Origin of the sequence: Xanthomonas cassavae CFBP 4642 (genome assembly GCF_000454545.1) — a bacterium.
Taxonomy (GTDB): domain Bacteria; phylum Pseudomonadota; class Gammaproteobacteria; order Xanthomonadales; family Xanthomonadaceae; genus Xanthomonas; species Xanthomonas cassavae.
This window is the reverse complement of sequence record NZ_CM002139.1, coordinates 1,244,186-1,265,814: the sequence shown is the minus strand read 5'-3', so window position 1 is coordinate 1,265,814 and position 21,629 is coordinate 1,244,186. Positions and strand designations below refer to the sequence as shown.

15 protein-coding genes and 1 pseudogene are annotated in these 21,629 nt (G+C 66.6%); 4 read left to right on the top strand and 12 right to left on the bottom strand.

What is annotated here, in order from left to right; all coding sequences use genetic code 11:
- Nucleotides 1-38: 38 nt before the first annotated feature.
- The 11 genes from XCSCFBP4642_RS0105550 to ubiE all read right to left on the bottom strand — a co-directional run bounded on the left by XCSCFBP4642_RS0105550 (nt 39) and on the right by ubiE (nt 15,615).
- A complete protein-coding gene (locus XCSCFBP4642_RS0105550; protein ID WP_029218925.1) occupies nt 39-2,360 on the bottom strand; it encodes a TonB-dependent receptor in 2,322 nt (773 codons plus the stop codon).
- A gap of 121 nt (nt 2,361-2,481) precedes the next feature.
- Entirely contained in the window at nt 2,482-3,588 is a 1,107-nt protein-coding gene (locus tag XCSCFBP4642_RS0105545) for an S-(hydroxymethyl)glutathione dehydrogenase/class III alcohol dehydrogenase (protein WP_033898041.1), read from the bottom strand.
- A 35-nt stretch (nt 3,589-3,623) separates the two neighbouring features.
- Nucleotides 3,624-4,703, bottom strand: a complete 1,080-nt coding sequence (locus XCSCFBP4642_RS0105540) for a beta-propeller fold lactonase family protein (RefSeq protein ID WP_029218923.1) — start codon at nt 4,701-4,703, stop codon at nt 3,624-3,626.
- Nucleotides 4,700-5,359 carry a c-type cytochrome gene (locus XCSCFBP4642_RS0105535; RefSeq protein WP_029218922.1) on the bottom strand — a complete coding sequence of 220 codons (660 nt, stop codon included), beginning with the start codon at nt 5,357-5,359 and terminating at the stop codon, nt 4,700-4,702. Before XCSCFBP4642_RS0105535 ends, XCSCFBP4642_RS0105540 begins: the two co-directional genes overlap by 4 nt.
- A 25-nt stretch (nt 5,360-5,384) precedes the next feature.
- Nucleotides 5,385-7,160, bottom strand: coding sequence for a quinoprotein dehydrogenase-associated putative ABC transporter substrate-binding protein (locus XCSCFBP4642_RS0105530; RefSeq protein WP_029218921.1), 1,776 nt, complete (start codon nt 7,158-7,160; stop codon nt 5,385-5,387).
- A complete protein-coding gene (locus XCSCFBP4642_RS0105525) occupies nt 7,157-9,175 on the bottom strand; it encodes a methanol/ethanol family PQQ-dependent dehydrogenase (protein WP_084624423.1) in 2,019 nt (672 codons plus the stop codon). The genes XCSCFBP4642_RS0105530 and XCSCFBP4642_RS0105525 overlap by 4 nt, the downstream gene beginning before the upstream one ends.
- A gap of 627 nt (nt 9,176-9,802) precedes the next feature.
- Nucleotides 9,803-10,420: an HAD family hydrolase gene (locus tag XCSCFBP4642_RS0105520; protein WP_029218919.1), complete on the bottom strand. Its 618-nt coding sequence runs from the start codon at nt 10,418-10,420 to the stop codon at nt 9,803-9,805.
- A 4-nt stretch (nt 10,421-10,424) separates the two neighbouring features.
- Entirely contained in the window at nt 10,425-11,144 is a 720-nt protein-coding gene (locus XCSCFBP4642_RS0105515) for a hypothetical protein (RefSeq protein WP_029218918.1), read from the bottom strand.
- 218 nt (nt 11,145-11,362) lie between these two features.
- Nucleotides 11,363-13,318 carry a M1 family metallopeptidase gene (locus tag XCSCFBP4642_RS0105510; RefSeq protein WP_029218917.1) on the bottom strand — a complete coding sequence of 652 codons (1,956 nt, stop codon included), beginning with the start codon at nt 13,316-13,318 and terminating at the stop codon, nt 11,363-11,365.
- 473 nt (nt 13,319-13,791) lie between these two features.
- Nucleotides 13,792-14,682, bottom strand: coding sequence for a GGDEF domain-containing protein (locus XCSCFBP4642_RS0105505; RefSeq protein WP_029218916.1), 891 nt, complete (start codon nt 14,680-14,682; stop codon nt 13,792-13,794).
- Nucleotides 14,683-14,853: 171 nt separating this feature from the next.
- Complete coding sequence (gene ubiE / locus XCSCFBP4642_RS0105500) at nt 14,854-15,615, bottom strand: bifunctional demethylmenaquinone methyltransferase/2-methoxy-6-polyprenyl-1,4-benzoquinol methylase UbiE (protein WP_029218915.1); 762 nt, start codon at nt 15,613-15,615, stop codon at nt 14,854-14,856.
- A gap of 85 nt (nt 15,616-15,700) precedes the next feature.
- On the opposite strand from ubiE, the pseudogene XCSCFBP4642_RS24180 reads away from it, so the two are divergent.
- The 4 genes and pseudogenes from XCSCFBP4642_RS24180 (at nt 15,701) to XCSCFBP4642_RS0105480 (ending at nt 19,446) form a co-directional block, all read left to right on the top strand.
- Nucleotides 15,701-17,348: pseudogene (locus tag XCSCFBP4642_RS24180) on the top strand (MFS transporter).
- Complete coding sequence (locus XCSCFBP4642_RS0105490) at nt 17,345-18,433, top strand: HlyD family secretion protein (protein ID WP_029218914.1); 1,089 nt, start codon at nt 17,345-17,347, stop codon at nt 18,431-18,433. Before XCSCFBP4642_RS24180 ends, XCSCFBP4642_RS0105490 begins: the two are co-directional and overlap by 4 nt.
- Nucleotides 18,434-18,493: 60 nt before the next feature.
- Complete coding sequence (locus XCSCFBP4642_RS0105485) at nt 18,494-18,994, top strand: GNAT family N-acetyltransferase (RefSeq protein WP_029218913.1); 501 nt, start codon at nt 18,494-18,496, stop codon at nt 18,992-18,994.
- Nucleotides 18,991-19,446: a nucleoside deaminase gene (locus tag XCSCFBP4642_RS0105480; RefSeq protein WP_029218912.1), complete on the top strand. Its 456-nt coding sequence runs from the start codon at nt 18,991-18,993 to the stop codon at nt 19,444-19,446. Before XCSCFBP4642_RS0105485 ends, XCSCFBP4642_RS0105480 begins: the two co-directional genes overlap by 4 nt.
- Before the next feature lie 798 nt (nt 19,447-20,244).
- Here the strand turns inward: XCSCFBP4642_RS0105480 and hslU are convergent.
- Nucleotides 20,245-21,612: an ATP-dependent protease ATPase subunit HslU gene (gene hslU, locus XCSCFBP4642_RS0105475; protein ID WP_029218911.1), complete on the bottom strand. Its 1,368-nt coding sequence runs from the start codon at nt 21,610-21,612 to the stop codon at nt 20,245-20,247.
- Nucleotides 21,613-21,629 lie beyond the last annotated feature (17 nt).

Here is a 21,629-nt window from a genome sequence, read left to right as displayed (position 1 = left end):
TTACCCATTCTCGATTCCCTACTCCCTATTCCCAATAATCAAAGCGCCCACCGCAAGCCAATCAGATACTGCCGGGGCACTCCCGGTGCCAGGAAGCTGGCCGGTCCGGTTTCCACCGGCGCTTGCTGCGGGCGGGCGAGTTCGCCATCGGGAAACACGTCTTCGGCCACGGCCGCATAGGTGGCGTACTGGCGGTCGAACACATTGTCGATGCGTGCGAACAGCGACACGCGCGCAGTGATGGCCCAGCGCGCCTGCAGATCCACCAGCGCATAGCCGGCGGTGACGATGTCGATGCGCTCGGGCGCGGCTTCGCCGTCTTCGGCGTTGTCGACCTGACCGTCTTCGTTGCCGCTGGCTACCCGCCCGGAGACCGCGCGCACGCCCATGCCCAACGTCAGCGCATCGCGCTGCCATTCCACGCCGAGCTTGAGGTTGTGCCGCGGTAGCGCTGCGATCCGCAGGCCCGGCCGCAGGGCGATCACGCGTTCGCCGGACAGCAGTTCGCCGCTGCTGCGATAGGTCGCATCCAGATAGCTGTACCCCGCAGACCACTGCCAGTCGCCGCTGCGCAGGTGTAGCGCCGCGTCGATGCCCTGGTAGCGGGTACGGCCCACGTTATCGAAGTAGCCCAGCTGCGTATCGGGCGCACGCAAGAACAAGATGTCGTCGCGGTTGTCGGCGCGGTACACCGACACCGTCGCGTTGCTGTCGGCCCATGGCCACCAGCGTGCGCCCAGCTCGTAGGTACGCGAGACGATCTGCTCCAGGCGCGGGTCGGCCTGCAGGCCGGTCGGCAGCCGGCACGGCTGGGTGGGATCGGCGCACCCCAGCTCGATCGCCGTGGGCGCGCGCGTGTTCTGCGCCACCGAGCCGTACACGGTCAGGCCGGACTCCAGCCGATGGGTGAGCCCCAGTGAGGGGTTGGCCTTGGCGTAGACGAAGCGCTCGCGCGGGCGGTCGCCGTCTTCGGCAGTGGAGAGGATGTTGTCGACCACCACCCGGTTCCAGCGCACGGCGGCAGTGAGATGGGTGGCCGCGCCTAGCTCCCAGGTGTCTGCGAGAAACGCGCCCAGGGTCTTGGTGCTGCCGCGCACGCCGGAAAAGAACGCACGCTCGGCATCTGGATCTGCCACCACCGAGCGGTCCGGCTGCACCCAGCCATCGCGGGCGAACTGGCGGTAACGCACGTGCCCGCGGTCGAAGGTGACACCGGCACTGAGCGCATGCGCGCCCCACTGCTTGCTCAGGTTGAGCGCAAGCCCCTGCGCTTGCTGCCGCATCTGGGTGGTATTGAGCGCGCCAGTGTGCAGCGCATCGGCATCGGCGCGCGCCACCTCGCAATCGGCATCCAGCGCGCTGCCATCGGCAGCGTAGCCGGAGGCGCACTCCTCGACAAACTCTTCGTAGTCCTCGCCGATGTCGCCGTTGACGGTGTCGCGCCGCCCTGCCCGCGAGTACGCCAGCGCGTGCAGCGCGGTGTCGGCATCGAAGCGGTGATCCAGTTGCGCGGTCAGCAGCGTGTTGCGATTGCGGGTGAGGTCGGGCGAGGTATACACCGCGCGGCGATCGACACGATACAGCCCGGGCTCTGGCCCTTCATCGGTGTAGCGCGTGTCCGGCAGCAGGCCATTGCCGATCAGGCGGCTGCGCCCATGCAGCAACGACAGACTCCAGTCGGTGTCATCGCCTTGCCGGCCGAGCTTGCCGAACAGCGTGCCCAGGCGTCCTTCGGAGGCATCGCGCCAGCCGTTTTCGTCGAAGCCGGTCACTGCGATAAAGCCGTGCCAGCCATCGCCGCCAGCCATGCCGTAGCTGGCGTCCAGCCGCTTGCGCGCGCCGCTGCCGGTGGTCAGTTCGCCCTGCAGTCCGGGCGCAGTGAGGCCGGATGCGGTGGACAACACCACCGCACCGCCAAGCGTGTTCGGCCCGAACAACGGGTTGGAACCAGGCATCAAGGTCACGGCGGTGATGGCCGATTCGGGCAGCATGTCCCAGCTGACGATGTCGGCGAACGGTTCGTTGACGCGCACGCCATCCAGGTACACCGACACGCCTTGCGAGGCACCCGGCAAGGCCGATGCGCGGAAGCCATGGAAGGTGAGGTCGTTCTGAAATGCGCTGCCCTGTACATCGTTGCCATCCACACCGACAAAGCGGCGTTGCAGCAGATCGCTGAGGTTGTTGCTGCGCCCGCGCGAGAACTCCGCAGTGGTCGCCGACTGCACCATGTACGGCAGCTGCGCCGCATCGATGGTGGTGCCCGGAATGGGCGTGGCGGTGACGTCGATCCGATCCAGCCAGGTGACTTGCGGCGCCTCGTCCGCATGTGCAATGCCGGTCGTGCCGGCGCACACCAACGCTGCGCACGCACAGGCGAGCCGATGCCGTTGCACTGCATCGCGGCCATGGCGTGCGGTGCGAAATGGCGGTGTGCTGCAATACCTCGGCAAGCGATGCGTCGACCTCATGTCGTCTCCTTCAATACCGTATGATCGATTTGATGCCGCGCGCCGCGCGCAGATCTGCCAGCGCCTGATTGATGTCGTCCAATGCGAGCGTGCGGGTGATCAGCGGTGCCAGCTGGAGATCGCCACGCAGATAACGCTTCACATAGCCGGGCAACTCGCTGCGCCCCTTCACCCCGCCGAACGCGCTGCCACGCCACACCCGCCCGGTGACCAGCTGGAATGGGCGGGTGCTGATTTCCTGCACATCGTCGGCCACGCCGAGAATGACGCTCTCGCCCCAGCCCTTGTGGCAGCACTCCAGCGCCGCGCGCATTGCGCCGACATCGCCTACGCATTCAAAGCTGTGGTCGGCACCGCCATCGGTGAGGTCCACGATCACCTGCTGGATCGGTGCGCCGTAGTCGCGCGGGTCCAGGCAATCGGTGGCGCCCAGCGCGCGTGCCAGTGCGAACTTGCCCGGGTCGATATCCACCGCGATGATGCGCCCGGCCTGCGCCAGCACTGCGCCCTGGATGACCGACAAGCCGATCCCGCCCAGCCCGAACACCGCCACGCAGTCGCCGGGCCGCACATGCGTGCTGTTGAGCACCACGCCCACACCGGTGGTGACCGTGCAGCCGAGCAAGCAGACCTGATCCAGCGCTGCCTCCGGCTGGATCCGCGCGACCGCGATCTCCGGCAGCACGGTGTATTCGGAAAACGTGCTGGTGCCCATATGGTGCAGGATCGGGCGCCCATTCAATGAGAACCGGCTGCTACCATCGGACATCAGGCCGCGCTCCTGGCTGCTGCGGATCGCCTGGCACAGGTTGGTGCGCCCGGAGCGGCAGAACTTGCACACGCCGCATTCGGGCATGTACAGCGGGATGACGTGATCGCCGGGCCGCACGCTGGTCACGCCGATGCCGACGTCTTCGACAATGCCGGCCCCCTCCTGCCCCAGGATCGCCGGGAAGCTGCCTGCCTGCCCATGCGCCAGCGCATGCGCGTCGCCATGGCAGACGCCGGTGGCGACCAGGCGTACCAGTACTTCGCCGGGGCGCGGCGGCTGCAGGTCCACTTCTTCGATGGTCAGCGGCTGATGCGGGCCCCAGGCCACCGCAGCGCGTGTCTTCATCCCGCCTCCCCGGCGCATCTCGGCATGGGCGCCGCTCAGCGCGCGATGACCACGCCCCACGGCAGTTCGCCGACAGGGATCTGTTTGAGTTCGCGCAAACTGGCGGTATCGATCACGCTCACCGTGTTGGAGCGCCCGTTGGCCACATACAGCTTGTCGCCGGCCGGTGTCAGTGCCGGGTTCCAGGGCCGCAAGCCGACCGGAATCTCGGCCACGCTGCGCCCCTGCCGGGTATCGATCACGCTCACGGTGCCGGCGCCGCCATTGGATGCGTACAGCCGCGCGCCATCAGCCGACAGGGTGACCCCGGCGGTGCGCACACCGGCCGGCAGGCTGGCGCGGCGCGTGCGGGTCTTCAGATCGATCACGTCCACCACGTTGGCGGTTTCCTGCGCGATGTAGACGCTGTGTCCGTCCGGGGCGAACGCCATGCCGCGTGGATGTCCGCTGGTGGCAACCACGCCGCGCGACCGGTGCGTGGCCAGCTCGATCATGTCCATGTCGTTGGAGCCTTCGTTGCTGGTGAGCAGCCACTGCCCGTCCGGCGTGTACGCGCAATGTTCCGGTGCATGCCCGCGCGTGGCGATGACCTCCTGCACGCGGAACTGCGCCGCAGCGATCAGCATCACCTGGTTCTGTCCTTCCACGCACACGGCAAACTGGGTGCCATCGGGCGAACGTGCGATGCCTTCGGCGTTTTCGCCGATGTCCACCTGGCGCTCCACGGTGTCCTTGGCGGTGTCCAGTTCGATCAACCGGTGATGCTGCGCATCGATCAGATACAGCAGCCCCTGCCGGCCGGGCAGCACCTGCTGCAGGCGCTTGCCGAGCTGGCCCTGCGCACTGAGCGTGCGCACCACCGTGTCGCTGGCAGTGTCGATCACCGACACCGTGCCGCTGCGTTGATTGGGCACATACGCATATACCGGCGGCGACGAGGGCGTCGGCGCTGCATCGGTGGCGCGTGCCGGCGCGGAGGCTGCGGGCGCCGCCGTGGAGGCCGCCACCGTCGCATCGCGCTGGCAGCTGGCCAGCAGGAGCAATGTGCCGAGCGCGCCCATGGTCGCCAGGCGCGGCCAGGTGCCGGAGGCCGCTCTCGGTGCGACTGGCTTCATTGCGCCTTGCCCGCGGTCTTGTTGACCGAATGGATGAAGGCCAGCAGCTTCTCGGTATCGCCGGGCTTGAGCACCGGTGCGAACGGCGGCATCTGCCCAACGACTTTTTCGTGCCCGATGCGGGTCTTGCCATGGGTGATCATCGCGGCGGTGCCTTCGCTGATCAGCGCGCGCAAGGTGTCGTCGTCGCTGCCGTACACCCACACATCGTTGGTCAGCGGCGGGCACATGCCGCCGCCACCGGTGCCGCCGTGGCAGGCATTGCAGCCGGCCGAGAAATAGATCCTCTTGCCGTCGGCCACCAGCTCCGGGGTGACCTTGACCTCCGGCCCCTTCGGAATCGGCACCACGGTGGCCGGCGGGGCAGGCGGGGTGGCTGGATCGGGCGCCGGCCCGGCGGCGAGATGGGGCATTGCCGGCGCTGTGGCGGCCGGTGCTGTGGCGGCGGGTGCGGGTGCGGGTGCGAGTGCGCCGGCGGCAGCGGGTGCCACCGCATCCGGCGCCGGAGCAGGCGGCGGCGCTTCTTCCTTGCTGCATGCCGCCAGCACTGCACTGAGCAGCACGCCGCATAGCGCTGCGCGAACGGAACGATCGGTATAACCCACGGTGGACTTGCGCATGAACGCACCTTTCTGATCGGCGGGAACACCGCGCACCCCGTGCACGCGGTGGATGAAACGGTCAGCGTCTGGCAGGGCGCCTGGCCTCGTTAAGGAGCGAAGCCAGCGCGGTATTGCCGCGGTCCTGTGCCAATGTCGCGGCGGTCTTGCCATCGCGGTTGCGTGCCGCTGGGTCGGCACCGGCCGCCAGCAGACGCTTGGCGACGTCCTCGCGCCCGGCGGCTGCGGCCAGCATCAAGGCGGTGACACCGGCCTGATTGGCGTGCCCCACGTCGGCGCCGCGCGCGAGCAGCGCGTCGAGAATGGCCGGGTCGTCGCGTGCCACTGCAAACATCACCGGCGTAAACCCGGTGGCGTTGGCGCGCCGTGCATTTGCGCCGGCAGCAAGCAGTGCCTGCACCACCTCGGCATCGGCGTAGGACACCGCCAGATCCAGTGCGCTCCAGCCATCGCCGGACACGGTGTCCACCGGCGCGCGCTTGCGCAGCAGGCGGCCGACACTGTCGGCATCGTTGGCCCAGGCCGCCTTCATCAAGGCAGTCCAGCCGCTGGCATCGCGCGCTTCCAGCCGTGCGCCGGCATCCAGCAACAGGCCGACCAGATCCGGTTCCTGGTTGCGGATGGCCTGATGCAGTGGCGGCTCGCCGAGCAGGTTGGGCGTGTTGGCATCGGCGCCATGCCGCAACAGCCACGCCGCACGTACCGCATCGCCGGCATCCAGCGCATGCGTCAGTTCCTGGTTGGGGTTGGCGCCGTCCGCGATGCGCAGCTGCAGCTGCGCCAGTTCCTGCGACGAGGCGGCAGGACTCGGCGCGGTCGATGCGGAGGCCGGTGTGGTGTACGGCCCATGCGACGGCAGATCGCCAGCCACGATGCAGTCGCTGCAACGGACCAGCGGCACGTGATAGCCATGCAGGATCTGCGCGATCTTTGCCGCGTTGTCCTGCAGTGCCTTGTTCAATGCATCGCGTAGTTGCGCATTCTTGCGCGACACCGCCCACGCCATCGAATACTCCAGCACCGCATCGTCGATGGTGTTCAACGGCACCATGCCCAGCCCACCGCGCGCCGCGTAGTAACCGGCCACCGGGCCCCAGGATTCGGCCGCATCCAGCTCGCTGGCAGCCACCCGCTCGACCAGCTTGCCCGGATGTTCTTCCGGTGCGGTGGCCGAGTCGTAGAACAGGTATTGCACCTGGCCGCTGATGCCGTGCTCATACAGGGCCTGGCGTGCGGGCGAGCTCTGGAACACGCCCAGCTTGATCGATTTCAATGCTGCATCGTCCAGCGAACGCGGCCTCAGCTCCAGGCCCTTGCGCGTCACCAGCACATAGGTCGAACGGTACACGGGCCGCGTGGTCAGGCCCTGCTCGAAGTCGCTATTGAGATCCATCAGCAGATCGCAGCGGCCGGCATTGATCGTGCTGTGCGCCAGTCCCCGCTGGTAATAGCTGCGCCATTCGTATTCGAACCGCCGGCCCATGGCATCGGCGACGACTTGCGCGATCTTGTTCTGGAAACCTTCGCCGGCCTTGTTGGACAGCGGCATATTGCCCGGGTCGGCGCAGACGCGCAGCACCGTGGAATCGGGCGCAGGGGGCGGCGTGTTGGCCGGCGCTTGCGCGGCGGCTGGGGCTGCAGTGGATGCAGGCGCCGCTGTGGGCGCCGCACCGGAATCAGAAGCGCGAGCCGCCGGTGAAGACGGCTCGCGTGTGCAACCTGCGGCGACGAGTCCGAAGCTGCAAACCACCAGCCCCTTGCGCAGGTGCCGGGTCATGCCGCCCACGCCGACAGAGCGCTGCCGACGTTGGCGTCCAACGCCTTGCGTGGATCTCATCGTGCCGTCTTCGCTGCTGCGTTGGCGGTACCGCCGCCTGCGGCCGCAGTGGCAGTTGCGGTAGTGGACACCGTCTTGCCGGCGCCATCGATACGGAAGGTGTGCACCATGCCGCCGAGCGGGATCTTGTCGAAACCGGCGCCGAACGCCAGACCGGCAGCACCCAGCGCGCCGTACGGATCGGACGGGTCCAGACCTGCCGCCACCGGCAAACCGATCCAGCCACCGATGCCGGAGAACACCGCCACGTACTGGTGCCCATTGGCCTTGTAGGCGATCGGGTTGCCGATGATGCCGGAGGGAAGTTTCATCTCCCACAGCTTCTTGCCGGTGTCCTTGTCCACCGCACGGAACCAGCCATCCAGCGTGCCGTAGAACACCAGCCCGCCATCGGTGACCAGGGTACCGCTCCACACCGGGAACTTCTCCTTGATCTCCCACTTGGACTTGCCTTCCACCACGTCGAACGCTTTGACGATGCCCAGCGCGCCGGGCTGGTTCGGCTTCATCATCACGTTGGCGAACACATACGGCAGGCCTATCATGGTGTTGCCGCGTTCCTGCGGTTCCAGCTCCATGTGCCAGTTGTTGGTGCCGCAGAAGAATACTGCCGAATTGGCTGGATCCACCGAACACGGCTGCTGGTCCTTGCCGCCCATCGCCGACGGGAACGCCTGCACCTTCTTGCCGCGTTCCAGCGGCGAATGCGCGGCCACCTTGACCGGCCGGCCGGTCTTCATGTCGATGCGTTCGGCCCAGTTGGCCGGCACGAACTTGTGCGCGCGCAGCAAGGTGCCATCGCGACGATCGAGCACGTAGGCGAAACCGTTGCGATCGAACTGCACCACCGAGGGCACCTGCTTGCCGTCGATGCTCAGGTCCACCAGGATCGGTTCGTTGATGCCGTCGTAATCCCACTGGTCGAACGGGGTCTTCTGGTAGCCCCATACCGCTTCGCCGGTGTCGATCTTGCGCGCGAACAGCGTCATCGACCACTTGTTGTCATGCTCGCCGTTGTTGCACTCCTCCTGCGTGGTCTTGCCGCAGCGATACGACGGGCTCCACAGACCCGGATTGCCGGTGCCGTAGTACACCAGCTTCAACTTCGGGTCGTAGCTGTACCAGCCCCATGCCGCGCCACCGCCGCGCTTCCATTCGTCGTTGGGAAAGGTCTTCACGCCCAGATCGCCGAGCTGGCCGTATTGCGGATTGGCCTTGTTGAAGTCCGGGCCCAGGCAGATCGCCTTGTCGGTGCCGGCCGCATCGCAGGACCAGGCCTGCTTGCCATCGGCCAGGTTGTAGGCGGCCACGCGCCCGAGCACGCCGAACTCGTTGCCGCTGATACCGGCCACCACTTTGCCGTCGGCGATGATCGGCGCCATGGTGAGGGTTTCGCCCTTGTCCGGGTGCGCGAGTTTCTGCTTCCACATTTCCTTGCCGGTCTTGGCATCGAGTGCGATCACATCGCCGCTCAGGCTGCCGAACACCAGCTTGCCATCGGCGTACGAGGCGCCGCGGTTGACCGTATCGCAGCACGCCACCGCCACCGAGCGTTCGTCCTGCTGCGGGGTGTACTTCCACAACACCTTGCCGCCGTCCTCCTGCGCTGCCAGGTCGATGGCGAACACGTTGTTCGGATATGCGCTGACCATGTACATGACGCTGCCGATCACCAGCGGCTGGCCTTCGTGGCCGCGCGTGGCATCGGTCTTCATTTCCCACGACATCTTCAGGTTCTTGACGTTGTCGCGATTGATCTCGGCCAGCGGGCTGTGCCGGGTGAGCGCGAAGTCGCGCCCGATGCCGCCCCAGTTGTCCGGGTTGCTGGCATTGGTGGTGAACTCGCTGTCGGTATCGACCATGGCGGCGGCCGCCGGCGCGACGGGCTTGGCGGCCGGTGCGGGCGTTGTCGTCGTTTCCGTGGCGGCGTCTTTCTTGCAGCCAGCCAACGCGGCGCTCAGCGCAAGCATGAGCAGCACACTGCTGCGCAGGCTACGACAGGAAGATTGGTGCATATGCGTCTACCCCTCTCGATTGAACAACCAGTCGGTTGAAACATTCCGCAGCACAGGCGTTGCACCCGCCAATTGCACCGCGGACGTCGGAAACGTCGAGAAGGAAAGAGCAAACGCCATGCCAGCGCCCTGGTGCGACGCAGCATGCTGGAGCAGCAGGGTTTGTGGTGATGGCAGTCGCTGAGCCAGGTGCACTGTCACGGTTCTGGCACAGTTTGCGCCGGGCGTGCTGTGACATGGATGGTGCAGCGGGTGTGGGACTGCCTGTCGGTCAGTGCTGTGAACTCAGCGCGCGTGGGGCGACATGATTGCCTCTGGCTCGCGCAAATCAATGCATCACAGCCAAAGACCGCACCAGATAATCGAACAAGGTGCCGCCACGGCCTTCCCTTCCCACCGGGAGAAGGTGCCCGAAGGGCGGATGAGGGCACGGCATAGGTCAGGCGTGTGATGTCTGGCAGTGCTGATGACGCGTTGCAAGATTCAGCAGCGTCCACGCCCTTTCGAGCGCATGTCACTTCCAAGGCGATAACGGTGTCCTGATCGTCATCGTCATCCAGCGACACGCGGCCAGCCACGCATCGCACTCCATGCTTCGCGCGCCTGGCCTACTCGCCAAAGCTCACGCTAGCGGTTCCACTGCGCCAGCAACTGCGTGCAATCCTGCAACCGCCAGTCGGCAAGGCCCGGCCATGGATCGCCGGGTGTATTGACCAGCACGGTGCAGGTACCGACTGCACGGCCGCAGGCCAGGTCGTTGTGGTGATCGCCGACCATGACCAGTGCTGTGCCCTCCACCGCCCAGCGTTGCGCAAAATACTGCAAGCCATCGGGTGCGGGTTTGGGGGCGGCCTCATCGCGGCCGACGATGTCGTCCCAGGCGAATGCATCGTGCAGGCCGATCGCCTGCAATGTCACCTGCGCCAATGCGCGCGCATTGCGGGTGAGCATGCCGAGCCGGCATCCGGCTGTCTGCAACGCACGCACCAGCGCCACTGCACCGGGTGCGGGCTGTGCGGCCTGTGCGAGTTCACGCTCGTGCGCGAGCAACCAGGCGTGTTTGACTGCGGCTTGGTCGGCCGGCAGCGATGCCAGGTAATGCAGGATGTCCGCCTCGGGCGGGATCTCCAGCGCGCGTCGGATCAACGCGAAATCGTGTGCCGGCAACGTGAGCGTGCCGTCCATGTCGAACACCCAGTGTCGGTAGGCGGACAACGGCAGGCGTGCGGCGATCGCGCCGTCCATGCGCTTATTTCCAGCCCGGCATTTGAGTGGTATCCAGGCCGCCCACCTCGAACTCCGCCGTGCGCGTCCCGCCGGCCTTGACCGGGAAGGTGATGCTGATGCGCTTGGCGTTACGCACAATTTTCCACAGCGCCTTGTCGTCGTCGATGAACATCGCGATCGCTTCGTCGGTGTCCGGGCGGTGGGCCGCCATCGCGCGGGGCGCGCCACCATCGGCCGAGACCTGCACCTTGCAGCCGCTGTAGCAATTGAAATCGCCGGCCTTGAGCACGAGATAGCTGTGACGCTTCCACTGCGGGTGATCGCGGAACACCAGGCTCACCGGCTTGGGACCGCTGCCGTCGACATCCACGCGGCTCTTGGCATCGATCATCGCCGAGCGCTGCGTGCCGCCCTTGGCCGGCACCTGCGAGTACTGCCAGAGCGCCTGCATACGACGCAGCTCGCGCGCCTGCTCGCCCTTGGCCTTGATGTCGGCATAGCCGGGCTCGATGCGTGTGGCCGCCGTGGTCCCGGCATAGCCTTCGATCAAGGCCGCACCGTGCGCACGCGCCATGTCCCAGTTCTGCGCCTTGACCGCTTCATCGTATTGCTTGGCGAGCGCATCGGCCTGAGTTTCCTTGGCCTGCGCCTGCGCGCTTGCCTGCGCCTGACGCTGCGCCTGGCGGTCGGTACAGCCACTCACTGCAGCGACGCACAAGGCCGCGCTCAGCAGATACTTCATCGTCGACTCCGGAAGGCATGAAAGGCAGCGGCAACGATACCAGCCTGCCCACGACGGCCGCGATCAAACTGCGGCACGCCGTAGGAGCACACCCTGGCGCGACGTGGCGTTACCGGGAATGCTCCCTCGCGCCCGGGTGCGCTCCTACAGCGGCGATTGCAGGGCACGATGCAGCAAGGAAAGCGGCCGGAGGGCGTCTGCAACGCCCTCCCCTTCCATTACGGCTGCGGCTGCGCCGGCGGTGCCGCCTTGGCCTTGGCGATCATCTCGGCCACCGATGCGGTGGTGATCGGGTGGTAGCTGGGCTTGGCCTTTTCGAAGGCCTGCTCGGCAAACGCAATGCCGTCCGGGGTCTTCAGCAACTCGGCATAGATCGGCAGCACCAACTTGCGGCGGCCCACGCGTTCGATGAACTCGCCTGCAGCGGGGCGCGCATCGGTGTAGCCGCTGCGGATCGCCAGCGGGTACCAGCGCATGGCGATCTCGCCATTCGGCGTGCCGGTGAAGTGATAGGCCTCGTCCAGCTGCTTGAGCTGCTCGGGCTTCAAGGTCGCGCCCATGCCGCTGAGGAAATGCACCCACTCCTGCGTGCCCCATTCGCCGGTGACCTGCTTGCTGGGCAGCGTGCCGCTGCCGCTCCAGGCGATCCGCGCGGTGTCCACGATGGAGAAGCTGCGCGAGCGCGCCTTGGTCGCAAACGCCGGGATGCCCGGCTGGTTCAACCACGCATCCACTTCGGCAGCGGTCACCGCGGTGGGGTTCTTGGCCAGCAGGTTCTTTTTCAGGTAATCGACGAACTGGTCGGTGGTGGCGCTCTGGAAGGCGTGGTCGTCGAACCAGCCGCGCAGGAACGGGTCGAACACCTCGCGGCCGAAGCGCTGCTCCAGGAACTGCAGGAACCAGGCGCCCTTGACGTAGGCCACCTGGCTCAAGGCCTCGTCCGGATCGCGCTGCGCCAGCGGCGGCAGTGCCAGGGCCTGGTCGGCGGGCGCCATGTCCTTCACTTCGGCCAGCAGATCGCCCTGGTCGATCTCGCGCTCCATCTCGGCCATCTCGGTGCCGTACAGCGCTTCGGTGATGCGGGCCTGCACGTAGGTGGTGAAGCCTTCGTTGAGCCAGATGTCCTTCCAGCTCGCATTGGTCACCAGGTTGCCGGACCAGCTATGTGCCAGTTCGTGCGCGACCAGCGACACCAGCGACTTGTCGCCGACGATCACGGTGGGCGTGGCGAAGGTCAGGCGCGGATTCTCCATGCCGCCGAACGGGAACGACGGCGGCAGCACCAGCATGTCGTAACGGCCCCAGCGATACGGGCCATAGAGTTTTTCGGCGGCACCGATCATCTTCTCGGTGTCTTCGAATTCCTTGGCCGCCTTGTCGGCCATCGCCGGCTCGGCCCACACGCCCGAGCGCGCGGAGATCGGCTTGAACACCACATCGCCGGCGGCAATGGCCAGCAGATAGGACGGAATCGGCTCGGGCATCTTGAAGCTGTAGTCGCCGTCGCGCGCGGCCTTGGGGTCGTTGTCGGCGCTCATCAGCACCATCACGTCCGGGCGCGAGGTCACGTGCGCGCTGTAGGTGAAGCGCACGCTCGGGGTGTCCTGCAACGGCACCCAGCTGCGCGCGTGGATCGCCTGCGACTGGCTGAACATGAAGGGCAACTGCTTGCCCTCGGTCATCGACGGCTCCAGCCACTGCAGGCCCGAGGCGGTCGGCGCGGTGTGATAGGTGATCACGACCTTGGCGGGCTGGTTCGGCGTCTCGATGGTGAGCTTGCTGCCGAAGGTCTTGTCGGCTGGCGCCAGTGCGAACTGCAGCGGCGCCAGGCCGCCCTTGCCATCGTCGGCCTGCACCTGGGCGATGCTCAGCTCACGCGTATCCAGCACCAGCTGCTTGGCCGCCTTGTCCTTCCACTCCAGCGTGTAGGTGGCCGTCCCGCCGATCTGCTTGCTGTCGAAATCCAGCTTCAGGTCCAGCGCCAGATCCTTGATGACCACCAGCTGCGGCTGGGCATAGGAGCTTTCGTCGTGGTTGCGGGCGTCTGCTTTCACGGGGGCCTTGGCAGTGGCGGCCGGCGCGGCGGCGGTGGACGCCGGCGGCGTGGAGTCATTGGAACAGCCGGCCAGCGCGATGGACACGGCCAGGGACAGCGACAGGAACGGGAAGCGCATCGACGGCACCGCAGCGAGGGAATCGGGCATTTTAGCGCTACGCGCCATCGGCTGCCCGCGCCGCCGCCGACCGGGGACGAACGGCCGACGTGACAGCGAAAATCAAGAGTCGCTGGAAGAACGTCGCGCAGCCATCAGCCAAGGACCGACGGCGCCCAGGAGCCGGAGTGTGCGCTTCACAGACGAGGATTCCGGGCGCCGGCGCGCCTACCCGGCGGCTGCGCAGCCGTTGCGTTGGCCGCGCCAAGGCCGCGTTCGCTTGCCGCGAGGTCGCGACGCTGCTGTCTGTCTGCAGATGCCTCGACACAATCCTTACATTACGTCAATGCGCAGTGTGCCGGCACCGCAACGGCGGCCGATCGAACCAACGCGCCGACGAACGCGCAGAGCATCGGCGATGGCATGCCGCCCAGGTGCGGCACAACGGCAGGCGCACTACCCGGTGGCAGCGCGCCTGCAGGCGCAGCTGCGTTTCAGGTCACCGGATGACCGCGCGGCGTGTCATGTCCGTCGCGCACCAGACGCCGGCCGCCGGAAAACTTGGCGCGGTACATCGCCGCATCCGCGCGCCGATACAGCTCGGTCGCGTCCACGCCCCGCGCGCAGACCGCGCTGCCCGCGCTCAGGTGCAACGGCGCTTCCTCGCCGTCTTCGCGTTCGAGCATGGACAGCCATTGATTGAGCTTGAGCGTGGCCTCGTCCTCGCTGGCGTGCACGCCGACCAGGAATTCGTCGCCACCCCAACGGCCGATCCAGTCCTGTGCCCCCAGCCAGCCGTAGGCCGATTCCACCAGACGCACCAGCACGCGGTCGCCGGCCAGGTGCCCGAAGCGGTCGTTGATCGGCTTGAGGTTGTCCATGTCCAACACGAACAGCACGAACGGCCAGCCTTCGCGTTGCGCGGCGGCCACCGAGTCGCGCATGGCCTGCTCGCAGCCGCGTCGGTTCAGCGCCTCGGTGAGCGGGTCGAACAGGGCATGCTTCTTGAGGTCACGCATGCCGGCATCGATGCCGCGCAGGCTGCGGTTGATCCCGCGCAGCAGCCGGCCCAATTCGTCATCGCCATGCTCGGGCAGGCTGGGCAGACGCTGGTCGGCGTAATAGGTATCCAGTGCATCGGCGGCGATACGCAGTGGCGCCAGCAACCGGTACAGGGCCGAAAGCGTCAAGGCAGTGCCGGCCAGCGTTGCCAGCAGCGCCACGAGGATCACCGACCACAGCAGGTGCCCGCCCAGTTCGCTTTGCGAGGCCAGCCATGCAATCAACAACAGCAGCGGCAGATGGATGCCGACAAAGGTCACCGCCAGCAGCTTGGCGCTGAAGGAACGGGGAAACACGCGCGAGAGCCCGGCGTACAAGCGCATCCAACTCTCCGGCAAAGGGGCGCCTAGTGTCGCCGACCGCTGATGGAGCCAACGCGACGGAAGTCGCAGAACCTGGCGGTACGCACGCCGATGCAAGCAGCAACCGGCGCGAAGCACGTGGGCAGTCATGCAGCACGCAAAGCGCCGCATGCCAGCCCCGGTGGCGCGGCGTCAGATCTTGTAGCCGGAGTGGATCGCCACGATGCCGCCGGTGAGATTCTTGTAGTGGCAGCGCGCGAATCCGGCCTCGCCCATCATGCCCTTGAGCGACTCCTGCGGCGGGTGCTTGCGGATGCTCTCGGCCAGGTACTGGTAGCTGTCGGCATCGCGTGCGAACAGCTGGCCCAGCTTGGGCAGGATCTTGAATGAGTGAAAGTCGTAGATCGGCTTGAACCACTCGGCGGTGACTTCGGAGAATTCCAGCACGCGCGCCTGGCCGCCCACCTTGAGCACGCGGTACATCTCGCGCAGTGCAGCGTCCTTGTCGGTCACGTTGCGCAGGCCGAAGGAAATCGTGACCAGGTCGAAACTCTGGTCCGGGAACGGCAGCGCTTCGGCGTTGCATTGCACGTAGTCGAAGCCGGCCACCAGCCCGCGGTTGGTCAGCCGGTCGCGGCCCACCGACAGCATGCCCGCATTGATGTCGCCCAGCACCACCGCACCTTCATCGCCCACGCGCTCTTTCAGCAGCACGGCGATGTCGCCGGTGCCGCCGGCCAGGTCCAGCACCCGGTCGCCCGGCTTCACCTGCGCGGTGGCCACGAAGTAGCGTTTCCAGGCGCGATGCACGCCCAGGCTCATCAGGTCGTTCATCAGGTCGTAATTGCGCGCGACCGAGGTGAACACTTCGCCGACCAGCTTCTGCTTGTCCTTGGCAGCGACATCGCGAAAGCCGAAATGGGTGGTACCGGAGGTATAGGGGGATTCGCTCATGGGGGGATTATCGCACTGCTGACGCCACCGTGACCGCAACCGGACCACACTGCGGCCTCTTCCGCAACGGCCCCGCGAGCATTGCGTGCGCGACAAGTATGTTCGGCGCGACTGGCAGCCCCATGAAAAGCCCACCCTGCCCGGGTCGGCCTCCACGCCCCTGCACCCAACCCGGCGCCGCATCCAGTACGGCCTGGTGGGCGTGGTGGTGGCGCTGACCGGGGGTCTGAGCAATGCGCTGGACTGCCAACCTGCCGTATCTGCAAGGCACGCTGGGCGCCTATAGCACTGAAATGGCATGGCTGCCGGCCGCCTATGTGATGACCAACATGTCGGCCAACCTGCTGCTGGTGAAGTTTCGCCAGCAGTTCGGGTTACGCCGGTTCACCGAGATCTTCCTGGCGCTGTACGCGGCCATCGCCTTCGCCCACCTGTTCGTGCACAGCCTGAGTTCGGCCATCACCGTGCGTGCGGCGCATGGGCTGGTGGGCGCGGCGCTCAGCTCGCTGGGGCTGTATTACGTGATCCAGGCCTTCCCCAATAAACACCGCCTCAAGGCAGTGGTCCTGGGGCTGGGCATCACCCAGCTGGCGTTGCCGCTGGCACGGGTGTTTTCCACCGACCTGCTCGAGTTCGGGCAGTGGCAGGGGCTGTACCTGTTCGAGTTCGGGCTGGCGGTGTTCGCATTGGCGTGCGTGCTGGCGCTCAAACTGCCGCCGGGGGACCGCTACCGGGTATTCGAGACGCTGGATTTCCTCACCTTCAGCCTGTTTGCCGCCGGGGCGGCCGGCTTGGCGGCGGTGCTGTCGCTGGGCCGGCTGCTGTGGTGGACCAGCACTCCGTGGCTGGGCGTGGTGCTGGCGTCCTCGATCGTACTGCTGTGCGCGGCCACCTGGATCGAGCACAACCGCCGCAACCCGATGATCAACACGCGCTGGCTGGCCAGCGGCGACATGCTGCGGCTGGGCCTGGCCATCCTGCTGATCCGGCTGGTGCTGTCCGAACAAAGCACTGGCGCGATCGGCTTCTTCCAGACCCTGGGCCTGGCCAACTCCCAGCTGCAGACCCTGTTCGCGCTGATGCTACTGGGCGCGGTGGTCGGCGTGGCCGCCAGTGCGTGGCTGATCAATCCGGCGCGCATCGCCGAACACCTGATCATCGCAGTGGCGGCCATCTGTGCCGGCTGTTTCATGGATGCCGATGCCACCAGCCTCACCCGCCCCGAACAGATGTACATCAGCCAGTTCCTGCTCGCCTTCGGCAGCACCTTCTTCATTGGCCCGGCGATGGTGGCCGGCATCGGCCGGGTGATCGCGCAACCCGGCAACCTGATCAGCTTCATCGTGCTGTTCGGCATGGCGCAGAACATGGGGGGCCTGCTCGGCAGCGCGCTGCTGGGCAGCGTGCAGGCGGTGCGCGAGAAATACCATTCCAGTCAGTTGGTGGAGCACCTGGTGCTGACCGACCCGCAGGTGGCCGCGCGCGTGCAGGCCTATGCGAGCGCATACGGCAGCAGCATCGGCGACCCGGCCTTGCGCCAGGCCCAGGGCGTGCGTGCGCTGGGCAGCGTGGCCACCCGCGAAGCCAATGTGCTGGCCTATAACGATGTGTTTCTACTGATCGGCTGCATTGCCATCGCCACCGGGCTGTGGATCCTGTCCGTGCTGGTGTGGCGGCGCTATCTGCGCCCTGCCGCCTCTCCCTCCTCTCCTGCTTCCAGCGCGCGCCCATGAATACACCTGCAGAGTCCTCCCCTGTCGCCGACCGGCAACGTCGCCGCCGCCGTCGCATCACTGGCGCGATCGGGGTTGGCGGCCTGGCGCTGATCGGCGTGGCGCTGGTGCTGTATGCCTGGCGGCTGCCGCCGTTCGTCAGCGCCATCGAACGCACCGAGAACGCCATGGTGCATGGCCAGATCACGGTGATCGCACCGCAGGTCAGCGGCTATGTCACGCAGGTCCCGGTGCAGGATTTTGCGCACGTCACACGCGGCCAGTTGCTGGCCACCATCGACGACCGCATCTATGCCCAGCAGCTCGAGCAGGCCAGGGCGCAGCTGCAGACCGCGCAGGCCAATCTCGCCAACTGGGAGCAGCAGCGGCATGGCGCGCAGGCCACCATCGCCGAACAGCGCGCAGCGCTGAGCAGCACGCAGGCCCAGCGCGAACGCACCCGCTCGGCCTATGCCCGCGCGCAGCAACTGGCCAACCAGAAACTGGTGTCCGAGCAGGACCGCGACACTGCGTTCGCGGCGCGCGCGCAGGCCGAAGCGGGCGTGACGCAAGCGCGCGCCGCAGTGCAGGCGGCCGAAGAAAACGCCCGCAGCGTCACCGTCAACCGCGCCGCGCTGGAAGCCGCGGTGACCAATGCGCAGGCCTCACAGCAACTGGCGCAGATCAACCTGGACAACACCCGCATCCTGGCCCCGCGCGATGGCCAGCTCGGCCAGCTCGGCGTGCGCCAGGGCGCTTACGTCACCAACGGCACGCAGCTGATGGCGCTGGTACCGGACACGCTGTGGGTGGTGGCCAACTTCAAGGAAACCCAGATGGCCAAGATCCGCATCGGGCAGCGCGCCAGCTTCACCGTGGATGCGTTGAACAACGCGACCCTGCGCGGCCGTGTGCAGGAGATCTCGCCGGCGGCCGGCTCGGAATTCAGCGTGCTGCCGGCCGACAACGCCACCGGCAACTTCGTCAAGATTGCCCAACGCATCCCGCTGCGGATCAGCGTCGACCCCGATCAACCGCTGGCCGCACGACTGCGCCCGGGCATGTCGGTGGTGGTGGCCGTGGACACTGCAAGCGCCGTCGACTGAGCGCACCCATCGGCATGCTGCACGGCGCCCCGCGCGCGATGCAGCCGCTATCATGCGGCGATGCCCTCTTCCACGCGCCTCCACCTGCAGCGGCAATCACTGCGCTTTGCCCAGCTCGGCACCGCGCAGCTGTATGCGCTGCTGACGCTGCGCACCGACGTGTTCGTGGTGGAGCAGCGCTGCGCCTATCCCGAGCTGGATGGCAAGGACACCGCCCCGGGTGTACTGCATCTGCTTAGAACGACCGACACCGGCGAGCTGGCTGCCTGTCTGCGCGTGCTGCCGCCGGGGTTGAGCTATCCCGAGCCCGGCATCGGACGCGTGGTGATCGGCCGCGCGTTTCGCGGTAGCGGGTTGGCACATGCCTTGTTGCAGCACGGCCTGCAGCTGGTGCATGCGCATTGGCCGGGCAGCGCCATTCAACTGGGCGCACAGGCGCATCTGCAAGGGTTCTACGCCGCGCACGGATTTGCGCCGGCATCGGCACCGTATCTGGAAGACGGCATTCCCCACCTCGACATGCTGCGCCCTGCCGGCGCAGCGCCTCTGGAGCCCACATGATCACCACCCCCGACTATCGTGCCCTGCTCGACACCGCCATCGCCCAAGCCCGCCAGGGCCTGGCCGAAGGCGGCATTCCGATCGGCGCGGCGCTGTACTACAACGACGGCCGCCTGCTTGGGTGCGGCCACAATCGCCGCGTGCAGGAAAACGACCCGTCCGTGCACGGCGAAACCGATGCCTTCCGCAAGGCCGGCCGCCAGCGCCGCTACAAGGACACCATCATGGTCACCACGCTGGCCCCGTGCTGGTACTGCAGCGGGTTGGTGCGCCAGTTCAATATCGGCACCGTGGTAGTGGGCGAATCGGTCACCTTCCAGGGCGGTATCGCCTGGCTGCGCGAGCATGGCGTCAACGTGATCGACCTGCAAAGCCAGGAATGCATCGACCTGCTCGGCGGCTATATCGCCGCCAATCCGGATGTGTGGAATGAGGACATCGGCGAGGATTGACGCCTGCGGAGTTCCCGCGACGGCTGGCCTCGCGATTGCCACGCGTGCGGCCAACGCCTTGCAAGCTGCCGGTGAGGCATGCCCATTGCTGACGTCAACGCGCCTTGACATGCACGACGCTAGGCTCGCGCTTTGCCCACGGGGGGATCGTTCAATGGCAGTGCCAGATGTCGTAATACCCGGCCGCGCCACGGCGCAGCCGGTCATGGAAGTGGCAGGTGCGGCCCGGGGCGTGGCGCCGGTGGCGCCGGTAGATGCGTGGGCTTCAGGGTTGCGCGCAGTGGACCATGCGCGCTGCCCTCATCCGCCCTTCGGGCACCTTCTCCCGCAGGCGGGAGAAGGACAGGCGGCAGGTTTCGGATCGAACGTCGGTCGCCCGGTTGCCGCGTCTGCGCTGGCTGGCAATGGTCTTGCACAGGCGGCAAGCGGAGCGACGCAGGGATGTACATTGGAAATGACGGCCCTATTGCAGAAGCCGCTGCTGCAGGCGCCTGTTGCGCAACCGGCTGCCAGACCCCCAGCGGCTAGCGGGAGCCGGCTTGATACGCCGCAGCAGCCTGCATTGACGGATCCCGCAGTCAACGCCCGTGCGCACCTTGGCGTCTTGTTGATCCAACGCTACAGCGCCAGTCTGCGCCGCAGCACGCGCTGAGCATCGCGCCTATGCCGCGGCGCAACGCCCCTCCGAGGGCCGGTCGTTGCAGGACCGAGGCATATCTTGCTGCACAACGAGTAACGCAACGCCGATCAGGACGCCTGGGAGATCATTTTGACTTCCGCCGCCTGATCGGCATTGCCTCACAGGATGTAGCGACTCAGGTCCGGATCCTGCACCAGCTCGCCCAGCTGCGCGTCCACATAGGCCGCATCCACGGTCACGCTGTGGCCATCGCGGTCGGGCGCTTCGTAGCTCAGGCCATCCAGCAGGCGCTCGAGCACCGTGTGCAGTCGACGTGCGCCGATGTTTTCCTGGCGCTCGTTGACCTGGGCGGCAATCTCGGCCAGCCGTTCCACTGCATCGGCACCAAAGCTCAGCGACACGCCTTCGGTCTGCAACAGCGCTTCGTACTGTTTGATCAAGGCGGCCTTCGGCTCGGTGAGAATGCGCACGAAATCGGCCTTGGTCAGCGCGGTCAGCTCCACCCGGATCGGGAAACGGCCCTGCAATTCGGGAATCAGGTCGCTGGGCTTGGCCAGATGGAACGCGCCCGAAGCGATGAACAGGATATGGTCGGTCTTGACTGTGCCGTACTTGGTCGACACGTTGGAGCCTTCCACCAGCGGCAGCAGATCGCGCTGCACGCCCTCGCGGCTGACATCGCCGCCATTGGAGCCGGCTTCGCCGCGCTTGGCGACCTTGTCGATCTCATCGATGAACACGATGCCGTGCTGCTCGCAGGCCTCGATCGCCGCCGCGCGCACATCGTCTTCGTTGACCAGCTTGCCGGCTTCTTCTTCGATCAACAGCGGACGCGCGGCCTTGATGGTGAGCTTGCGCTTTTGCGACTTGCCACTGCCGATATTGGCAAACATCTGCCGCAGCTGCTGGCCCATTTCCTCCATGCCCGGCGGGGTCATGATGTCCATGCTGGCGTTGACGGCCACGTCCAGTTCGATTTCGCGCTCGTCCAGTTCGCCGTTACGCAGCATGCGGCGGAACTTGATGCGGGTATCGTTGTCCTGCGACGAAGGCTCGTTGCGTGCGGCTTCAGGGTCAAAACCGATGCCGGCAGCGCGACGCGGCAGCAGCGCATCGAGGATGCGGTCTTCGGCGCGGTCTTCGGCCTGGTTGCGCACGCGCACCTTGGCCTGCTCGCGGTACAGCTTGACCGAAGTATCGGCCAGATCGCGGATGATCTGCTCCACGTCCTTGCCGACATAGCCAACCTCGGTAAAGCGGGTGGCTTCCACCTTGACGAACGGTGCATTGGCCAGCGTCGCCAGGCGCCGCGCGATCTCGGTCTTGCCCACGCCGGTCGGGCCGATCATCAGGATGTTCTTGGGCATCACCTCGTTGCGCAGCTCTTCAGGCAGCTGCATGCGACGCCAGCGGTTGCGCAGCGCGATGGCAACGGCGCGCTTGGCATCGTGCTGACCCACGATATGACGGTCGAGCTCCTGCACGATTTCGCGCGGAGTCATGGTTGAAGTTTCGGGATTTGGCATTGGGGATTCGAGAATTG